We start from the raw sequence: 18,399 nt of genomic DNA on the forward strand, positions 1-18,399 counted from the left end.
GCCGAGACGCAAGTTTTATCCCTGCGTAGCGCCTCGCAAAGTGTATCTGCGCGAGGCACACGATGCCGTCAGGATTGTGATAAGATGCGCGAATTCTGGTGTACCGCAACAGGAAAAAATCATGATGAGTCTGGCTGGTAAAAAGATCGTTCTTGGCGTGAGCGGCGGCATTGCTGCCTATAAAACGCCGGAACTGGTGCGCCGCCTGCGTGACCGCGGCGCGGATGTCCGCGTCGCCATGACGGAAGCCGCAAAAGCCTTCATTACGCCATTAAGTCTACAGGCGGTATCCGGTTATCCGGTTTCCGACAGCCTGCTCGACCCGGCCGCCGAAGCGGCGATGGGCCATATTGAGCTGGGGAAATGGGCCGACCTGGTCATTCTTGCCCCCGCCACCGCCGACCTAATCGCTCGCGTCGCGGCAGGGATGGCCAACGATCTCGTTTCGACGATTTGTCTCGCGACGCCGTCGCCGGTCGCCGTCGTGCCCGCCATGAATCAGCAGATGTATCGCGCCGCCGCCACCCAGCATAATCTGGACGTCATTGCCGCCCGCGGTCTGCTGGTCTGGGGCCCGGACAGCGGCAGCCAGGCCTGCGGCGATGTTGGCCCGGGGCGGATGCTGGACCCGCTGACCATTGTGGATATGGCCGCGCAGCATTTCTCGCCTGTCAAAGATTTGCAACATCTGAACATCATGATTACCGCGGGCCCCACCCGCGAGCCGCTGGATCCGGTGCGTTATATCACCAATCACAGTTCTGGTAAGATGGGCTTCGCGATTGCCGCCGCCGCCGCACGCCGCGGGGCGAACGTCACGCTGGTGAGCGGCCCGGTTTCGCTGCCTACGCCGCCGTTTGTACACAGAATTGATGTCACCACCGCGCTGGAAATGGAAGCCGCGGTGCAAAACAGCGCGCCTCAGCAGCATATTTTTATTGGTTGTGCGGCGGTCGCTGACTACCGTGCGGTCGCCATCGCCGAAGAAAAAATCAAAAAACAAGGTGATGAATTAACCCTGAAAATGGTTAAAAATCCGGATATCGTCGCAGGGGTCGCCGCGCTTAAGGCCAACCGCCCTTACGTCGTTGGGTTTGCCGCCGAAACAAATAATGTGGAAGAATACGCACGGCAAAAGCGAGCCCGCAAAAATCTTGATCTGATTTGCGCCAATGATGTTTCTCAGCCAAATCAGGGATTTAATAGCGACAGCAATGCATTACACCTTTTCTGGCAGGAGGGAGATAAGCGCTTACCACTTGAGCGCAAGGAACTCCTGGGCCAATTATTACTCGACGAGATCGTTACCCGTTATGATGAAAAAAATCGACGTTAAGATTCTGGACCCGCGTGTTGGTCAGCAATTTCCGCTGCCGACCTATGCCACCTCCGGCTCCGCCGGACTTGACCTGCGAGCCTGTCTCGATGACGCCGTAGAGCTGGCTCCTGGCGCAACGACCCTCGTGCCAACCGGCCTGGCGATTCATATTGCCGATCCCTCTCTGGCGGCGGTGATTCTGCCGCGCTCCGGACTGGGCCATAAGCACGGCGTCGTACTGGGTAACCTGGTCGGTCTGATTGATTCTGACTATCAGGGCCAGCTGATGGTTTCCGTCTGGAACCGCAGCCAGCAGAGCTTCAGCATCGAACCCGGCGAGCGTATCGCGCAAATGGTGTTTGTGCCCGTTGTGCAGGCAGAATTTAACCTGGTGGAAGATTTTGACGCCACCGATCGCGGCGAAGGCGGCTTCGGTCACTCAGGGCGTCAATAAGCCCGGCGATAGACAAAACTCTTTCGGGGCGCTGCCGGCAAAAGGGCTGCCTGAAGGATGAAGTGGAACCAGCATCGCAAAGCGCACTAATGCAATAACATCACCGCAGGCAACAGCTTGCGGTCGCTTTGTGGGTGCCTGCCTGACAAGTGCTTTTTTTCAGGGGTATTTTAAAACATGGCAGAAAAACAAACTGCGAAAAGGAATCGTCGCGAAGAAATACTTCAATCTCTGGCGCTAATGCTTGAATCCAGCGATGGAAGTCAGCGCATTACCACAGCGAAACTGGCGGCGTCCGTTGGCGTATCCGAAGCGGCTCTGTATCGGCACTTCCCGAGCAAGACCCGCATGTTTGACAGCCTGATTGAATTTATCGAAGACAGCCTGATTACGCGCATCAATTTGATTTTAAAAGATGAAAAAGACACCTCAGCGCGCCTGCGTCTGATTGTGCTGTTGATTCTTGGGTTTGGCGAGCGTAATCCTGGGCTGACAAGAATTCTGACCGGCCATGCGCTGATGTTTGAACAGGACCGGCTTCAGGACCGCATCAATCAGCTGTTCGAGCGCATTGAAGTTCAGCTGCGTCAGGTGTTGCGTGAAAAGAAAATGCGCGAAGGCGAAGGCTATACCGTCGATGAAGCCCTGCTGGCCAGCCAGCTGTTGGCATTCTGCGAAGGGATGCTATCGCGCTTTGTGCGCAGCGAGTTTAAATATCGCCCGACGGACGATTTTGACGCCCGCTGGCCGCTGGTCGCCGCCCAGCTGAAATAATTCTCGCCTGTCTCTGTGCAGCCCGAAGGGCTGCATCTCTTCCCGCAGGAATGCCCGGCATTATCCGCATTGATACCCAGGCGCTCTTCTCGCCGCGGCTGGCCGTTTTGCCAGCAATCGACCCGACAGACCGTTGCCTGCCGGGCAGATGTTTATACGCCGTACGCTTCGCGATAGGCGCGAACGGCAGTCAGGTGTTCAGCCATTTCCGGCTTCTCTTCCAGATAGCTAATCAGGTCTTTCAGCGTCACGATGGAAATTACTTTACAGCCGTAGTCGCGCTCAACTTCCTGAATCGCGGAGATTTCGCCGCGTCCGCGTTCCTGACGATCCAGAGAGATCAGTACGCCGGCCAGCTCAGCGCCGTTGGCCTGAATAATTTCCATCGATTCCCGAATCGCGGTGCCTGCGGTAATAACATCATCCACCAGCATGACGCGGCCCTGCAGCGCGCTCCCCACCAGATTTCCACCCTCGCCGTGGGTCTTTGCCTCTTTGCGGTTAAAGCAGTAAGGCAGATCGCGGTCATGATGTTCCGCCAGCGCGACCGCCGTGGTCGTGGCGATAGGGATGCCTTTATAGGCCGGGCCAAACAGCAGGTCAAAATCAATCCCGGAATCCACCAGCGCTTCGGCATAAAAACGGCCTAACAGTGCCAGATCGCGCCCGGTATTAAACAGGCCGGCGTTGAAGAAATAGGGACTCTTGCGCCCGGATTTCAGCGTAAACTCGCCAAACTTAAGTACCTGCTTGTTAAGCGCAAACTCAATAAACTGGCGCTGATACGGTTTCATGGATTCGCTCCTCATCTTACTTTTCTACGGACAAAAAAAAGGCGACTTCTCAGTCGCCTTAAAAACTAGTTTTGCAACGCCGCTTTCTGCGTCGTGACAATGGATTCGATACCCCCCCGGGCCAATGCCAGCAGGGTGAGGAGTTCTTCATGGGTGAACGGCTCGCCTTCCGCCGTACCCTGCACCTCAATGATGCGGCCATCTTCGGTCATCACCACGTTCATATCGGTTTCCGCCGCGGAATCTTCAACGTATTCCAGATCGCAAATCGCTTCGCCATTCACGATGCCTACGGAGACCGCCGCCACCATTCCTTTCATCGGGTTGGTTTTCAGCTTACCGGCCGCGACCAGCTTATTCAGCGCATCGGCCAGCGCCACGCAGGCTCCGGTGATAGACGCGGTACGGGTGCCGCCGTCTGCCTGCAGCACATCGCAGTCCAGAGTGATGGTGAACTCACCCAGCGCTTTCAGGTCAACCGCCGCGCGCAGCGCACGCGCGATCAGGCGCTGGATTTCCATGGTGCGTCCGCCCTGCTTACCTTTTGCGGCTTCACGCGCGTTACGCGTATGGGTAGAACGCGGCAGCATGCCGTATTCGGCGGTGATCCACCCCTGGCCCTGGCCTTTCAGAAAGCGCGGCACGCCTTCATCAATAGAAGCGGTGCACAATACTTTCGTGTCACCAAATTCGACCAGCACGGAGCCTTCTGCGTGTTTTGTGTAGTTACGGGTCAGGGTTACTGGGCGCACTTGATTAGCGCTACGGCCTGCTGGACGCATGATGTTCTCCGGCTTGAAACGAATGTGGCTGCGCATTATACGGATAATGCGCGCTTATTCCTATCCTGATAAGGCCTCGAAAGCTATAATCCACCCCACTCTCCTTTAAAAACAGGAACGTCTATGATCCGCAGTATGACCGCCTACGCCCGGCGTGAAATCAAGGGTGAATGGGGTAGCGCCGCGTGGGAACTGCGCTCGGTAAACCAACGATATCTGGAAACCTACTTCCGCCTGCCGGAGCAGTTCCGTAGCCTGGAGCCCGTGGTGCGTGAACGTATTCGCTCCCGTCTGACCCGCGGTAAAGTCGAATGTACCCTGCGTTTTGAGCAGGACCCGAGCGCGCAGGGTGAGCTGATCCTTAACGAAAAACTGGCAAAGCAGCTGGTTAACGCCGCCAACTGGGTCAAAATGCAGAGCGACGAAGGCGAAATCAATCCGGTCGATATTCTGCGCTGGCCTGGCGTGATGTCGGCCCATGAACAGGATCTGGACGCCATTGCCGCCGAAATTCTGGGCGCGTTAAACGGTGCGCTGGATGACTTTATCATCGCCCGCGAAACCGAAGGACAGGCGCTGAAAGCGCTGATTGAACAGCGTCTCGACGGCGTGACGGCCGAGGTGGCTAAAGTACGTGCCCATATGCCGGAAATTTTGCAGTGGCAGCGCGAGCGTCTGGTTGCCAAGCTGGAAGATGCGGAAGTGCAGCTGGAAAACAACCGCCTCGAGCAGGAGCTGGTGCTGATGGCGCAGCGTATAGACGTCGCCGAAGAGCTGGATCGTCTGGAAGCGCACGTAAAAGAGACGTGGAATATCCTGAAGAAGAAAGAAGCGGTCGGTCGCCGCCTCGACTTTATGATGCAGGAGTTCAACCGCGAGTCGAACACCCTGGCGTCTAAATCAATCAATGCCGAAGTGACGAACTCCGCCATTGAGCTAAAAGTGCTGATCGAACAAATGCGCGAGCAGATTCAGAACATCGAGTAACGGTTTTTCGCTCGCCAACCCACGCACGGACAAAAGGCCATGGTAAATCATGGCCTTTTATTTTCGCTGCGTTTCAGAAGGCGTAGTTCTTATCCAATATCCGGCAGGTTAAAAATGCCCCTGCGGCGCACAGCAGCGTGGGGGCCAGATAGCTGTGATCCATGTGGGTGAACTCCATCACCAGCGCGACCGCCGTGAGCGGCATCTGCATGGATGCAGCGAGAAACGCCGCCGCGCCGACGAGAGCAAAACTGCCGTAATCTCCGCCGGGAAGCAGCTGTTGCCAGAGCATACACAGCAGCAGGCTGGTCAGGCCGCCAACCGCCAGCCCCGGCGTCAGCAGGCCGCCCTCCGCGCCGCCGCGCAGCACCGCCAGAATCACCACCATTTTCAGCGCCAGCAGCATCGCCGCCCCGGGGAAACCCAGGTCATCGCTGAGAGCCAACTGCATAGGCCCTTTACCGTTTCCCGGAAGCTGGGGGAAATAGAGGCTGAGGACGGCAAGCAGGGAAAACGCCAGCAGACAGAAAACCGGCATCTGCCAGTTGCTTCGAACGCCCGAGCGGGCCGTGCTGGTCGCTTTGCGAAAGAGCCAGGCCCCGGCGCCAAGAATGGGGCCGGCGATAATCGCCCACCAGAGAAATGAATGCGGCAGGATGTCGGAAGTAAAATGGTATTGCGATTCCTCGCCTAACCCGAGCGTTGCCGTCCACGCGGCAATCGCCGAGGTGATAATCGCCGCCAGCGTTTTTTCCCAGCTAAACGACAGCAGCATTACCTCAAGGCTGAATAACGCACCGGCCAGCGGAACGTTATACACCGCCGCCAGGCCCGCACCGGCGCCGCAGGCAACCAGCGTTCGGGTTTCATCCGCCATCAGTCCCAGCTTACGCGCCACCATCCCTGCCCCCAGCGCGCCCATTTCCCGCGGAGCCACCTCGCGGCCAAGCGGAGAGCCCAGCGCCACGGTGACGATCTGCAACAGGGCATGAATCGTTGTGGTACCCGCAGGCATTGCCACCGAAGGATTCGCCACCGCTGACGCTATTGAGACTCGCTTCTGCCCATAGCGTCCAAGGAGCCACCAGCCGAATCCTGCGATGGCTCCCCCCGCGACGATTGCCGAGAGGCGACGAGGCCAGGATGAATCCGTGACGCCCTGTAGAAATGACTCCGCGCTCACGATCTGCCCGGGGCTGTAGCCAAAGGCCAGGTGCTGAATCGCGTGTAAAATCAGCGCCAGAACCATGCCTGAGAGGCCGGCAAGCAGCCCCGTCAGCACAACGGCAATCAGGCGGGTGAGATAGTTTTTATTGCCAGCTGCTGCAGTCATTTTCTCAGGCCCTGAAGGAGGAAAATAAAAGGATAAAGGTCGAGAGTTAAACAACAGGTATTCATCGCGTTTTCAATATCGATACGCATCGACGGCTTTCACATTACTTTTTATAATCAGTAAAAATGAATAAATGACAAACGAACCTTTAAATTCAGCCGATTTAAACCGATCGTGCATTAGTTTAATCAGGTTAAATTCATTCACTTTAGAAAATCTCAATCGTGATCTTGCGCACAAATCGTTAACCTTCCGCCATCACCGTGGGGGATTTATGCTGCTTCATATTCTTTATCTGATTGGGATTACGGCGGAAGCCATGACCGGCGCGCTGGCTGCCGGGCGCCGTCGTATGGATACGTTTGGCGTCATTATCATTGCCACCGCGACGGCCCTCGGAGGCGGTTCAGTGCGCGATATTCTGCTCGGCCACTATCCTCTGGGCTGGGTGCAGCACCCCGAGTACGTCATTATTGTCGCCATTGCTGCGGTCCTGACCACGATTGCCGCGCCGGTGATGCCGCATCTGCGCCGTCTGTTTCTGGTGCTTGATGCGCTCGGCCTGATCGTGTTCTCTATCATTGGCGCCCAGATCGCGCTGGATATGGGCCAGGGCCCGGTCATCGCCTCCATTGCCGCCGTCATCACCGGCGTTTTTGGCGGCGTGCTGCGCGATATGTTCTGCAAGCGTATCCCGCTGGTATTCCAGAAAGAGCTTTACGCCGGGGTGTCATTCGCCGCCGCGATTTTATACATCGCGCTTCAGCATTACGTCAGCAGCCACGATGTGGTGGTGATCTCCACCCTGCTGTTCGGCTTTACCGCCCGCATGCTGGCGCTGCGCTGGAAGCTGGGCCTGCCGGTATTTAACTACAACCATAGCGCACATTAATGCTTTCAGAATCCCGGAACGCGTTGCCCGCTTAGCCACTTCGCCAGTGCGGCAACATCCGGGTGATGTAAGAACGTCACCAGCTGCCGCGCTCTTTCCGCCCCGATCCCCGGCAGGCGCCGCCACTGCTCTTCGTTTCGCTCCTGCATCCGTTGCCAGTCATCCTCCTTCAGCCGGGCAAACGCCGTCTTCGGTATAGGGACTCCCATCGCCTGGATCCAGCGTAGAAAAGGCCGTTCGCGCGCAAGATTGAACTGATGCCACAGCCTCTGCCCGCGCTGCGTCGAGACCCCCGGTATAGCTTGCAGCCGCTCCGGCGTAAACGCCAGCCATGAAAAGAGATGCTCCATGCTGCGCGCGTCATGCAGGGCCCGCCATAGCGCTTCTCCCACGCCGTCAATATCGAGAACCGATCGGGATGAGAGCCAGACCAGCCGCGAAAGAAACTGTTCCGCACACTCGGGCGTGGCAAAATAGCAGGTTAAGGCATTGAAACGCGCCGCCGGTGGCTGGGGTTTATTACGCTGAGCCGTGCGCCAGACGACCGAATCGATGCGCGGTATTCCCTGCCCGGCAAGGCTGATTTGCAGCTGGTCGCCAATACCGATATCCAGATTGTACCAGCGGGATACCGAACCGACGCTCACCCGCTGCACGCGCTTATCGTCCAGCATCTGCGGCTCCAGATGCGCCACCACGGCTATTTTACCGCTGCGCCCGACGCTAAAGCTGATACGGCGAACCTCCATGACGCGTGAGGCGGGCGGGTATTTCCAGGCGATGACCCAATCGCCCTGACCCGGAACCCAGAAGCGTCCGGGAGATGCTTTTTCCCGCCGCACTACGACGCCATCGCTGGCAAAAGGCAGCGGTGAAGTGAACCAGCGCTGGCGCCACTGTTGAACCTGTTGCGCATCCGCGACAGGGTGCGAAAAAAGCGTGCTGTAAAGAAAGCCGCCCTGCCGCAGCAGCGCCAGCCGCTGTTTCATATCCTGCGGCCCATCGGGCCATGCCCAGATAAAGAGACCCAGCTGATTAAGATCCGCCGCAGCCTGCTGGCGCATCATCATGCCGGCAACTTTTGCCCGCGCGTTCATGCCGCCCATCTGTTTTTGCACGTGCCCCTCGCGGAGCAGGAACAGCTCACCCTGTAGAACGCTATTCGCCAGTACGCCGTCAGAGACTTTAGGCACGGAGGGGATCTGCAAGACCCTGGCCGTCCAGTCTTCCCCGGCCAGGCCATTACCCCGGCTTATCGCCTGGGTCAGACGCCCCTGCCGATACACGAGCGTGACCGCGACGCCATCGACTTTAGGCTGTACCCACAGGCCGGATTGACCGCGCATCCAGCGCGCCACGTCGGCATGATTTGCCAGTTTACGCACGCCGGTGTGCGCCACCGGATGTCTGGCCTCCCCTTTTAGGGGAGGAGACGCATCGTGAGCGGGAGCCTCGCCGGTGAAGCAGCGCCGCCAGTAAGCCAGCCGCTCCGCAAGCTGATCATAGACCTCATCGCTTACCGTACTGCTCCCCTGCTGCCAGTAGGCGTTTTTCCATTCCGTTATCTGCTGGCTGAGACGTTCAATCTCCCGATCGGCCCTGGCCTGCGGCCACGCGGGGCAGGCTGCCTGCCCGTATCCCACCAGCATCCACAGCACCAGCGCCCAGACTCCTTTTTGCATCGCGATGCCCTCCTGTTTTCTCGTCGGCAATTGTGCCGCAGGCTTATTTTCATCGGCGAGAGGGGATTTTTAACGCTGCGAGCATGCTTCCGGCTTTTCTGCGTTGTTTCTGCAACGCCCGGAGAAATCAGGAAAACAGCAAGCAAAATGAAAGAAAGAACGTAAAAAGTGTGACAGGGACTGCGTCACGCTGCGCCGCCGTGTATAATAGGCTCGTATGTAAGCTCTATTTCGACCACCACATACAAAAGACACTCATGGCTCAAGGCACGCTTTATATTGTTTCCGCCCCTAGCGGCGCGGGTAAATCCAGCCTGATTCAGGCTTTATTAAAAACCCAACCGTTGTACGACTCTCAGGTTTCTGTTTCGCATACCACGCGCGCTCCGCGCCCGGGTGAAGTGCACGGTGAACACTATTTCTTTGTGAATCACGACGAATTCAGGACGATGATTGGCAGAGACGCTTTTCTTGAACATGCAGAAGTCTTTGGCAACTATTACGGCACCTCGCGCGAAGCTATCGAGCAGGTACTGGCGACCGGCGTCGACGTCTTCCTCGATATCGACTGGCAGGGCGCGCAGCAAATCCGCAACAGAATGCCCGGCGCGCGCAGCATTTTTATCCTGCCGCCGTCAAAAGATGAGCTTGATCGTCGCCTGCGCGGCCGCGGTCAGGACAGCGAAGAGGTTATCGCAAAACGTATGGCGCAGGCAGTTGCAGAAATGAGCCATTACGCGGAGTATGATTACCTGATTGTGAATGATGATTTTGATACCGCGCTGAGCGATCTGAAAATTATTATTCGCGCCGAACGTCTGCGCATGAGCCGCCAAAAGCAGCGACATGGCGCTTTAATCACCAAACTGTTGGCAGACTGAACCCACATTCAGTATCATGCCCAGTCATTTCTTCACCTGTGGAGCATTTTAAGTATGGCACGCGTAACTGTTCAGGACGCTGTAGAGAAAATTGGTAACCGTTTTGACCTGGTACTGGTCGCCGCGCGTCGCGCTCGTCAGATGCAGGTAGGCGGAAAGGATCCGCTGGTACCGGAAGAAAACGATAAAACTACCGTTATCGCACTGCGCGAAATCGAAGAAGGTCTGATCAACAACAAGATCCTCGACGTTCGTGAGCGCCAGGAACAGCAAGAGCAGGAAGCCGCTGAATTACAAGCCGTTACCGCTATTGCTGAAGGTCGTCGTTAATCACACTGCGGGTCGCCCTTGTATCTGTTTGAAAGCCTGAATCAGCTGATTCAAAACTACCTGCCCGAAGAGCAAATTAAACGTCTTCGGCAGGCTTATCTCGTTGCACGTGACGCTCACGAGGGCCAGACACGTTCAAGCGGTGAACCCTATATCACGCACCCGGTAGCGGTAGCCTGTATCCTGGCCGAGATGAAACTCGACCATGAAACGCTGATGGCCGCTCTGCTGCACGACGTGATAGAAGATACCCCCGCCACCTACCAGGACATGGAGCAGCTTTTCGGTAAAAGCGTTGCTGAACTGGTAGAGGGGGTGTCAAAACTTGATAAGCTTAAGTTTCGCGACAAGAAAGAGGCCCAGGCTGAGAACTTTCGCAAAATGATTATGGCGATGGTGCAGGATATCCGCGTCATCCTTATCAAGCTCGCTGACCGCACCCATAACATGCGCACGCTGGGCTCATTGCGCCCGGACAAGCGCCGCCGCATCGCCCGCGAAACGCTGGAAATCTACAGCCCTCTGGCGCACCGTTTAGGTATCCATCACATCAAAACCGAGCTCGAAGAATTGGGCTTTGAGGCGCTGTATCCTAACCGCTACCGCGTCATTAAAGAGGTGGTTAAAGCGGCGCGCGGCAACCGTAAGGAGATGATTCAAAAGATCCTCTCCGAAATCGAAGGGCGTTTGCAGGAAGCGGGAATTCCCTGTCGCGTTAGCGGTCGCGAAAAGCATTTGTACTCCATCTACTGCAAGATGGTGCTCAAAGAGCAGCGCTTTCACTCGATTATGGATATCTACGCTTTCCGCGTGATTGTCCATGATTCCGACACCTGCTACCGCGTGCTTGGCCAGATGCACAGCCTTTACAAGCCGCGTCCGGGTCGCGTCAAAGACTATATTGCCATTCCAAAGGCGAACGGCTATCAATCTTTGCACACCTCGATGATCGGCCCGCACGGCGTCCCGGTTGAGGTACAAATTCGTACCGAAGACATGGACCAGATGGCGGAAATGGGGGTGGCGGCGCACTGGGCTTATAAAGAGCACGGCGGCGAGAGCAGCACCACGGCGCAAATCCGCGCCCAGCGCTGGATGCAGAGCCTGCTGGAGCTCCAGCAGAGCGCCGGTAGTTCATTTGAATTTATTGAGAGCGTGAAATCCGATCTGTTCCCGGATGAGATTTACGTTTTCACCCCGGAAGGGCGCATTGTCGAACTGCCCGCCGGCGCGACGCCGGTGGATTTCGCCTACGCGGTGCATACCGACATCGGCCATGCCTGCGTCGGCGCCCGCGTCGACCGCCAGCCGTATCCGCTGTCGCAGTCGCTCTCCAGCGGCCAGACGGTGGAAATCATCACCGCGCCGGGCGCACGTCCGAACGCCGCATGGCTGAACTTTGTCGTCAGCTCGAAAGCGCGCGCCAAAATTCGCCAGCTGCTGAAAAATCTTAAGCGCGACGACTCCGTAAGCCTCGGGCGCCGCCTGCTCAATCACGCCCTCGGCGGTAGCCGCAAGCTGGCCGAGATCCCGCCAGAGAACATTCAGCGTGAACTTGAACGCATGAAGCTGACCACGCTTGACGATCTGCTGGCCGAAATCGGCCTCGGCAACGCCATGAGCGTCGTGGTAGCAAAAAACCTGCAGCAGGGTGAAACCACCGCCGTGCCTGTACAGCCAGCGCCTGTCGGCCATAATCATCTGCCGATTAAAGGCGCGGATGGCGTGCTGATCACCTTCGCCAAATGCTGCCGTCCGATCCCCGGTGACCCGATTATCGCGCACGTCAGCCCGGGCAAAGGCCTGGTTATTCACCATGAGTCCTGTCGTAACATTCGCGGCTATCAGAAAGAGCCGGAGAAATTTATGGCGGTCGAGTGGGACAAAGAGACAGCGCAGGAATTTATCACCGAAATCAAGGTGGATATGTTCAACCATCAGGGTGCCCTGGCAAATCTTACCGCGGCGATCAACACCGCTTCTTCCAATATTCAAAGCCTGAATACGGAAGAGAAAGATGGCCGCGTTTACAGCGCCTTTATTCGCCTTACCGCGCGCGACCGCGTGCATCTGGCGAATATCATGCGCAAAATTCGCGTCATGCCGGATGTAATAAAAGTCACCCGTAACCGAAACTAGCTCTTCCACAAAATCATTCGAATTGCGTCAAGGCGGCAAGCGAATGACAAATCTGCCGGGAGCAGATTTGAACGCTGCTTACAGCGGCCCCGTAAAGGGCAAGGCCCAGGAATGGGCCGCGTAATCCGCAGCGATTAAAGAGTCATTCGAAGGATGGAAGTATCATGAATTTACAGCGTTATGCGCGTATCTGCGAGATGCTCGCCAGGCGCCAGCCTGACCTGACAGTCTGCATGGAGCAGGTCCATAAGCCTCATAACGTCTCTGCGGTCATTCGTACCGCAGACGCCGTTGGTGTGCATGAAGTGCACGCCATCTGGCCAGGTAGCCGTATGCGTACCATGGCCTCCGCGGCCGCCGGCAGCAATAGCTGGGTGCAGGTCAAAACCCACCGTACTATTGGCGAGGCTGTCACGCATTTAAAAGGCCAGGGCATGCAGATCCTGGCGACCCATCTCTCTGATAACGCCGTCGATTTCCGTGAAATCGACTATACCCGTCCCACCTGTATCCTGATGGGGCAGGAGAAAACCGGCATTACGCAGGAAGCGTTAGACCTGGCGGACCAGGACATCATCATTCCGATGATTGGCATGGTGCAGTCGCTGAACGTTTCCGTCGCCTCAGCGCTTATCCTCTACGAAGCCCAGCGCCAGCGGCAGAATGCCGGCATGTACCGGCGCGAGAACAGTATGCTGCCGGAAGAAGACCAGCAGCGCCTGCTGTTTGAAGGCGGCTATCCGGTGCTGGCGAAGGTCGCTAAACGCAAGGGACTTCCCTACCCCCACGTCAACGAGCAGGGCGAAGTCGAAGCCGATGCCGCGTGGTGGGCCACCATGCAGGCGGCGAAGTAATCATGCAGGGCCGTCTGCTGGATGCGGTGCCGCTCAATTCCCTGACGGGCGTTGGCGCGGCCCAGAGCAGTAAGCTGGCAAAAATCGGCCTGCATACGGTACAGGATCTGCTTCTGCACCTGCCGCTGCGCTACGAAGACCGCACCCATCTGTATCACATCGGCGAACTGCTGCCCGGCGTTTACGCCACCGTTGAAGGCGAAGTCCTCAACTGCAACATCACTTTCGGCGGCCGCCGGATGATGACCTGCCAGATAAGCGACGGCTCCGGCATCCTCACCATGCGCTTTTTTAACTTCAGCGCAGCGATGAAAAATAGCCTGGCAACCGGGCGTCGCGTGCTGGCCTACGGAGAGGCGAAGCGCGGTAAGCACGGGGCGGAGATGATCCATCCGGAATATCGGGTTCAGGGCGACATGAGTACCCCTGATTTACAGGAAACGCTGACCCCGGTATATCCCACCACCGAAGGCATCAAGCAGGCTACGCTGCGTAAGCTCACCGACCAGGCGCTGGAGCTGCTTGAAACCTGCGCGATCGCCGAACTGCTGCCGCCTGAGCTGGCGCAGGGGATGATGAGCCTGCCGGACGCCTTGCGCACGCTGCATCGCCCGCCGCCCTCTTTACAGCTTAGCGAGCTGGAAAGCGGCAAACATCCGGCTCAGCGGCGCTTAATCCTGGAAGAGCTGCTGGCGCATAACCTCAGCATGCTGGCGCTGCGGGCAGGCGCCCAGCGCTACCACGCCCTCGCGCTCAGCGCTAACGACACGCTAAAAGATAAGCTGCTGGCCTCCCTCCCCTTTACGCCGACCGGCGCGCAGGCGCGCGTCACGGCTGAAATCGAGCGCGATATGGCGCTGGACGTGCCGATGATGCGTCTGGTGCAGGGGGACGTGGGCTCCGGTAAAACCCTGGTCGCCGCGCTTGCCGCCCTGCGCGCCATCGCTCACGGCAAACAGGTAGCGCTGATGGCGCCGACCGAGCTGCTGGCTGAACAGCACGCCAATAACTTCCGCAGCTGGTTCGAACCGCTGGGCGTTGAGGTGGGCTGGCTGGCGGGCAAACAAAAAGGCAAAGCGCGCCTGGCGCAGCAGGAGGCTATCGCCAGCGGACAGGTGCAGATGATTGTCGGTACCCACGCCATCTTTCAGGAGCAGGTCCAGTTTAACGGCCTCGCGTTGGTGATTATCGACGAGCAGCACCGTTTTGGCGTCCATCAGCGGCTGGCGCTGTGGGAGAAAGGGCAACAGCAGGGATTTCATCCGCACCAGCTGATTATGACCGCCACGCCGATTCCGCGCACCCTGGCGATGACCGCGTATGCCGACCTCGACACCTCGGTCATCGATGAACTGCCGCCGGGCCGAACGCCGGTTACGACGGTGGCCATTCCGGATACGCGACGCAGCGATATTATTGACCGCGTACGTAACGCCTGCACTCACGAAGGCCGCCAGGCCTACTGGGTTTGTACGCTGATTGAAGAGTCGGATCTGCTGGAAGCTCAGGCGGCGGAAGCCACCTGGGAAGAGCTGAAGCTCGCCCTGCCGGAGCTGAATATCGGCCTGGTGCACGGGCGTATGAAATCCGCCGAGAAGCAGGCGGTAATGAGCGCGTTCAAGCAGGGCGAGCTGCATCTGCTGGTCGCCACCACGGTGATTGAAGTCGGCGTGGACGTGCCCAACTCCAGCCTGATGATCATCGAAAACCCGGAGCGTCTGGGGCTGGCGCAGCTGCACCAGCTCCGAGGGCGCGTCGGGCGCGGTGCGGTAGCCTCCCACTGCGTGCTGCTCTATAAATCGCCGCTGTCAAAAACCGCCCAGAAGCGCCTGCAGGTTCTGCGCGATAGCAATGACGGTTTCGTCATCGCCCAAAAAGACCTGGAAATTCGCGGTCCCGGCGAGCTGCTCGGCACCCGTCAGACCGGCAACGCTGAATTTAAAGTCGCGGACTTATTGCGCGATCAGGCCATGATCCCGGAAGTTCAGCGCATCGCCCGCCATATTCACGAACGCTATCCCCAGCAGGCACAGGCGCTGATAGAGCGCTGGATGCCGGAAACCGAACGCTATTCCAACGCGTAGCGCGAACGTCATCTCGCCACGCTGCGCATAATTTTTATTCAGATGAGTGGATTATGAAACGAGAACTGGCCATCGAATTTTCGCGCGTAACCGAAGCCGCCGCGCTGGCAGGCTACAAATGGTTAGGCCGCGGTGATAAAAATACCGCCGACGGCGCCGCCGTCAACGCCATGCGCATTATGCTCAACCTGATCAACATCGACGGCACTATCGTGATTGGCGAAGGCGAAATCGACGAAGCGCCGATGCTGTACATTGGCGAGCGCGTCGGTACCGGCCACGGCGATGCGGTAGATATCGCCGTCGATCCCATCGAAGGCACCCGCATGACGGCGATGGGCCAGGCGAACGCGCTGGCGGTGATGGCGGTAGGCGATAAGGGCTGTTTCCTGAATGCGCCGGATATGTACATGGAAAAGCTGATTGTCGGCCCGGGAGCGAAGGGCGCCATCGATCTGAACCTGCCGCTGGCGGAGAACCTGCATAATATCGCCCGCGCGCTGAATAAGCCGCTGAGTGAATTAACGGTCACCATCTTAGCCAAGCCACGCCATGACGACGTCATTGTTGAGCTGCAAAAGCTGGGCGTGCGCGTGTTCGCCATCCCCGACGGCGACGTTGCCGCCTCTATTCTGACCTGTATGCCGGACAGCGAAGTTGACGTCATGTACGGTATCGGCGGCGCGCCGGAAGGCGTCGTTTCCGCTGCGGTGATCCGCGCGCTGGACGGCGATATGAACGGCCGTCTGCTGGCGCGTCACCACGTGAAGGGCGACAGCGAAGAGAACCGCCGCATCGGCGAAAACGAGCTGGCACGCTGTCAGGCGATGGGCATTGAAGCAGGCAAAGTGCTGCGCCTGGACGATATGGCGCGCAGCGACAACGTGGTTTTCTCGGCAACCGGCATCACCAAGGGCGATCTGCTGGACGGTATCACCCGTAAAGGCAATATGGCCACCACCGAAACCCTGCTGATCCGCGGTAAATCCCGCACTATCCGCCGTATTCAATCGATTCATTATCTCGATCGCAAAGACCCGGATATTCAGCTGCACATCCTGTAAAAACATTTGATCAATAGAGCTTTCCAGCCTTTTCGGGCTGGAAATCTGCTCTCGTCGCGGTGAAGATACGTTAACAGGATTGAGAGGAGAGTCGCTATGGCAAACTGGGTTACGGGCAAAGTGGTAAAAGTACAGAACTGGACTGATGCACTGTTTAGCCTCACCGTTCACGCGCCGGTTGCGCCCTTCACCGCTGGGCAGTTTGCCAAACTGGGGCTGGACGTAGACGGAGAACGCGTGCAGCGCGCCTATTCCTACGTCAACGCCCCCAGCAACCCCGATCTTGAGTTCTATCTGGTGACGGTTCCGGAGGGCAAGCTCAGCCCGCGGCTGGCGGCACTGAAGCCGGGCGATGAAGTCCAGGTGGTCAGCGAAGCCGCCGGTTTCTTCGTGCTGGAAGAGGTGCCGGATTGCGACACGCTATGGATGCTCGCCACCGGCACGGCAATTGGCCCGTACCTGTCGATTCTGGAAGAAGGGAAGGACCTGGATCGCTTTAAAAACCTGGTACTGGTGCACGCCGCGCGCTATGCCGCCGACCTCAGCTATCTGCCGCAGATGCAGGCGCTGGAAGCGCGCTATGCGGGCAAACTGCGCATCCAGTCTGTCGTGAGCCGGGAAACCGCGCCGGGCATGCTCACGGGACGTATCCCGTTCCTGATTGAAACCGGCGCGCTGGAAGAGGCCGTCGGCCTGCCGATGAACGCTGAGAGCAGTCACGTCATGCTGTGCGGTAACCCGCAGATGGTGCGCGACACCCAGCAGCTGCTGAAAGAGACCCGGCAGATGAGCAAGCACCTGCGTCGCCGGCCGGGTCATATGACCGCCGAACACTACTGGTAATCAGGATTCCGCTTTCCAGCGCACGTCCAGCGTCTCTTTACCAAACTTATTCGCGCCCTGGGTACCGACAAACGCGCCCAGGTCGATCAGCATCATGACGATAATCAGCGTCGGTATAAACCGCCCGACGCCCCACTGCCAGACCCCAGGCAGCATCGACCAGTTGCCCGCCAGCAGCATCCACGCCAGAATCATCAGCAGCGCCCAGAGCCCGGATTTACCCCGATCGTGCAGGCGTTTAATGGTCACCGCCGCCGTCGGCCACAGCAGGCACACCAGAATAAAAGCCGCCGTCTGTAAATTGAGAAGGTTACTACCGGCCAGCGTGAACAGCGCGCTCATGGTCATTATCCAGATAGCGATCCAGATCCAGAAGTCGCGACGTCCAATCCGCCCTTTAATTGAGAATAGCCACTGCTGTAGGGTCATGTTTTATTCCTTATCATCATCACCGACGTAGTTTACCCTGAAGGCGTGACTTTTTGACAAGCGTGACGGTTCTCGTTTTAATCGTCAGCAGATAAAAAAAGGGAAGATGGGCATGAAGAAGTGGGCAACCTTATGTTTAATTGGGCTGGCGGCATTATCCGTCGGCCAAAAAGCGTTGTCCGCCGAGTCAGACGCCAGCGCTACGGCGCCCTATCTTCTCTCCGGCGCGCCGGCCTTTGATATTTCCATCAGCGAGTTTCGGGAAAAATTCAACAACGATAACCCGAAGCTATCGCTCAATGAATTTCGCGCCGTCGCCGCCAGCAAAGACCAGGCAAACCTGACCCGCGCCGCCACGAAGATCAATGAGAACCTTTACGCGTCGACCGCGCTTGAACGCGGCACGCTCAAAATTAAATCGATGCAGATCACCTGGCTACCGATTCAGGGGCCGCAGCAGAAAGCGGCGAAAGCGAGAGCCCAGGAGTATATGAGCGCCGTGATGCGCGCGTTCGTACCCACGCTCAGCCTGACGCAAAGCCAGCAGAAGCTGCAGAAACTGCTGACCGCCGGAAAAGGCAAACGTTACTTCTCCGAAACGGAAGGTGCTGTGCGCTATGTGGTGGCGGACAACGGCGAAAAGGGGCTGACCTTCGCTGTTGAACCGATTAAGCTGGCGCTATCTGAAACGCTGGAAAACAACAATAAATGACAAAAAGCAAAGCCTTTCCAGTGATGAATCTCTATACTGTTTCACAG

At 57.7% G+C, this 18,399-nt stretch carries 18 protein-coding genes; 13 read left to right on the forward strand and 5 right to left on the reverse strand.

Annotated elements, in window-relative coordinates; all coding sequences use genetic code 11:
- The first annotated feature begins 124 nt into the window (after nucleotides 1-124).
- From coaBC to slmA, 3 genes are all read left to right on the forward strand, one after another.
- The gene (gene coaBC, locus F8562_RS22395) at nucleotides 125-1,336 is read left to right on the forward strand and encodes a bifunctional phosphopantothenoylcysteine decarboxylase/phosphopantothenate--cysteine ligase CoaBC (RefSeq protein WP_014227252.1); all 1,212 of its coding nucleotides are present in this window, start codon (nucleotides 125-127) and stop codon (nucleotides 1,334-1,336) included.
- A complete protein-coding gene (gene dut / locus F8562_RS22400) occupies nucleotides 1,314-1,772 on the forward strand; it encodes a dUTP diphosphatase (RefSeq protein WP_004855506.1) in 459 nt (152 codons plus the stop codon). The genes coaBC and dut overlap by 23 nt, the downstream gene beginning before the upstream one ends.
- Nucleotides 1,773-1,949: 177 nt before the next feature.
- Complete coding sequence (gene slmA / locus F8562_RS22405) at nucleotides 1,950-2,546, forward strand: nucleoid occlusion factor SlmA (protein WP_004855507.1); 597 nt, start codon at nucleotides 1,950-1,952, stop codon at nucleotides 2,544-2,546.
- Nucleotides 2,547-2,698: 152 nt separating this feature from the next.
- Here the strand turns inward: slmA and pyrE are convergent, their stop codons facing one another.
- Nucleotides 2,699-3,340: an orotate phosphoribosyltransferase gene (pyrE, locus tag F8562_RS22410; RefSeq protein ID WP_004855508.1), complete on the reverse strand. Its 642-nt coding sequence runs from the start codon at nucleotides 3,338-3,340 to the stop codon at nucleotides 2,699-2,701.
- A gap of 65 nt (nucleotides 3,341-3,405) precedes the next feature.
- Entirely contained in the window at nucleotides 3,406-4,122 is a 717-nt protein-coding gene (rph, locus tag F8562_RS22415; protein WP_004106921.1) for a ribonuclease PH, read from the reverse strand.
- Nucleotides 4,123-4,245: 123 nt separating this feature from the next.
- Between rph and F8562_RS22420 the strand changes: the two genes are divergently transcribed.
- A complete protein-coding gene (locus tag F8562_RS22420) occupies nucleotides 4,246-5,109 on the forward strand; it encodes a YicC/YloC family endoribonuclease (RefSeq protein WP_004855510.1) in 864 nt (287 codons plus the stop codon).
- Between the two features lie 73 nt (nucleotides 5,110-5,182).
- Here the strand turns inward: F8562_RS22420 and F8562_RS22425 are convergent, their stop codons facing one another.
- Nucleotides 5,183-6,442: a chloride channel protein gene (locus F8562_RS22425; protein ID WP_014839795.1), complete on the reverse strand. Its 1,260-nt coding sequence runs from the start codon at nucleotides 6,440-6,442 to the stop codon at nucleotides 5,183-5,185.
- Between the two features lie 274 nt (nucleotides 6,443-6,716).
- Between F8562_RS22425 and F8562_RS22430 the strand changes: the two genes are divergently transcribed.
- Nucleotides 6,717-7,334, forward strand: a complete 618-nt coding sequence (locus F8562_RS22430) for a trimeric intracellular cation channel family protein (RefSeq protein ID WP_014839797.1) — start codon at nucleotides 6,717-6,719, stop codon at nucleotides 7,332-7,334.
- 5 nt (nucleotides 7,335-7,339) lie between these two features.
- On the opposite strand, the gene ligB is transcribed toward F8562_RS22430, so the two are convergent.
- Nucleotides 7,340-9,016 (reverse strand): NAD-dependent DNA ligase LigB, encoded by a 1,677-nt coding sequence (ligB, locus tag F8562_RS22435; protein WP_014839798.1) that lies wholly within the window; start codon nucleotides 9,014-9,016, stop codon nucleotides 7,340-7,342.
- Between the two features lie 257 nt (nucleotides 9,017-9,273).
- On the opposite strand from ligB, the gene gmk reads away from it, so the two are divergent.
- The 7 genes from gmk (at nucleotide 9,274) to fpr (ending at nucleotide 17,211) form a co-directional block, all read left to right on the forward strand.
- Nucleotides 9,274-9,897 (forward strand): guanylate kinase, encoded by a 624-nt coding sequence (gene gmk / locus F8562_RS22440; RefSeq protein ID WP_004126677.1) that lies wholly within the window; start codon nucleotides 9,274-9,276, stop codon nucleotides 9,895-9,897.
- Between the two features lie 54 nt (nucleotides 9,898-9,951).
- A complete protein-coding gene (gene rpoZ / locus F8562_RS22445) occupies nucleotides 9,952-10,227 on the forward strand; it encodes a DNA-directed RNA polymerase subunit omega (RefSeq protein ID WP_004106927.1) in 276 nt (91 codons plus the stop codon).
- Between the two features lie 18 nt (nucleotides 10,228-10,245).
- A complete protein-coding gene (spoT, locus tag F8562_RS22450) occupies nucleotides 10,246-12,366 on the forward strand; it encodes a bifunctional GTP diphosphokinase/guanosine-3',5'-bis pyrophosphate 3'-pyrophosphohydrolase (protein WP_004855514.1) in 2,121 nt (706 codons plus the stop codon).
- A 164-nt stretch (nucleotides 12,367-12,530) separates the two neighbouring features.
- A complete protein-coding gene (trmH, locus tag F8562_RS22455) occupies nucleotides 12,531-13,220 on the forward strand; it encodes a tRNA (guanosine(18)-2'-O)-methyltransferase TrmH (protein ID WP_004855515.1) in 690 nt (229 codons plus the stop codon).
- Nucleotides 13,221-13,222: 2 nt separating this feature from the next.
- Nucleotides 13,223-15,304: an ATP-dependent DNA helicase RecG gene (gene recG, locus F8562_RS22460; RefSeq protein ID WP_014839799.1), complete on the forward strand. Its 2,082-nt coding sequence runs from the start codon at nucleotides 13,223-13,225 to the stop codon at nucleotides 15,302-15,304.
- Between the two features lie 53 nt (nucleotides 15,305-15,357).
- A complete protein-coding gene (gene glpX / locus F8562_RS22465; RefSeq protein ID WP_014839800.1) occupies nucleotides 15,358-16,368 on the forward strand; it encodes a class II fructose-bisphosphatase in 1,011 nt (336 codons plus the stop codon).
- A 96-nt stretch (nucleotides 16,369-16,464) separates the two neighbouring features.
- Nucleotides 16,465-17,211 (forward strand): ferredoxin--NADP(+) reductase, encoded by a 747-nt coding sequence (gene fpr / locus F8562_RS22470; protein WP_014227260.1) that lies wholly within the window; start codon nucleotides 16,465-16,467, stop codon nucleotides 17,209-17,211.
- On the opposite strand, the gene F8562_RS22475 is transcribed toward fpr, so the two are convergent.
- On the reverse strand, nucleotides 17,212-17,640 hold the full coding sequence (locus tag F8562_RS22475; protein WP_004126694.1) for a DUF805 domain-containing protein: 429 nt from the start codon (nucleotides 17,638-17,640) through the stop codon (nucleotides 17,212-17,214). It abuts the gene before it with no gap.
- 112 nt (nucleotides 17,641-17,752) lie between these two features.
- Between F8562_RS22475 and F8562_RS22480 the strand changes: the two genes are divergently transcribed.
- Nucleotides 17,753-18,352: a DUF1454 family protein gene (locus F8562_RS22480; protein ID WP_004855520.1), complete on the forward strand. Its 600-nt coding sequence runs from the start codon at nucleotides 17,753-17,755 to the stop codon at nucleotides 18,350-18,352.
- Nucleotides 18,353-18,399: the final 47 nt, after the last annotated feature.

Source organism: Klebsiella sp. RCJ4, assembly GCF_009025755.1.
Taxonomy (GTDB): domain Bacteria; phylum Pseudomonadota; class Gammaproteobacteria; order Enterobacterales; family Enterobacteriaceae; genus Klebsiella; species Klebsiella michiganensis.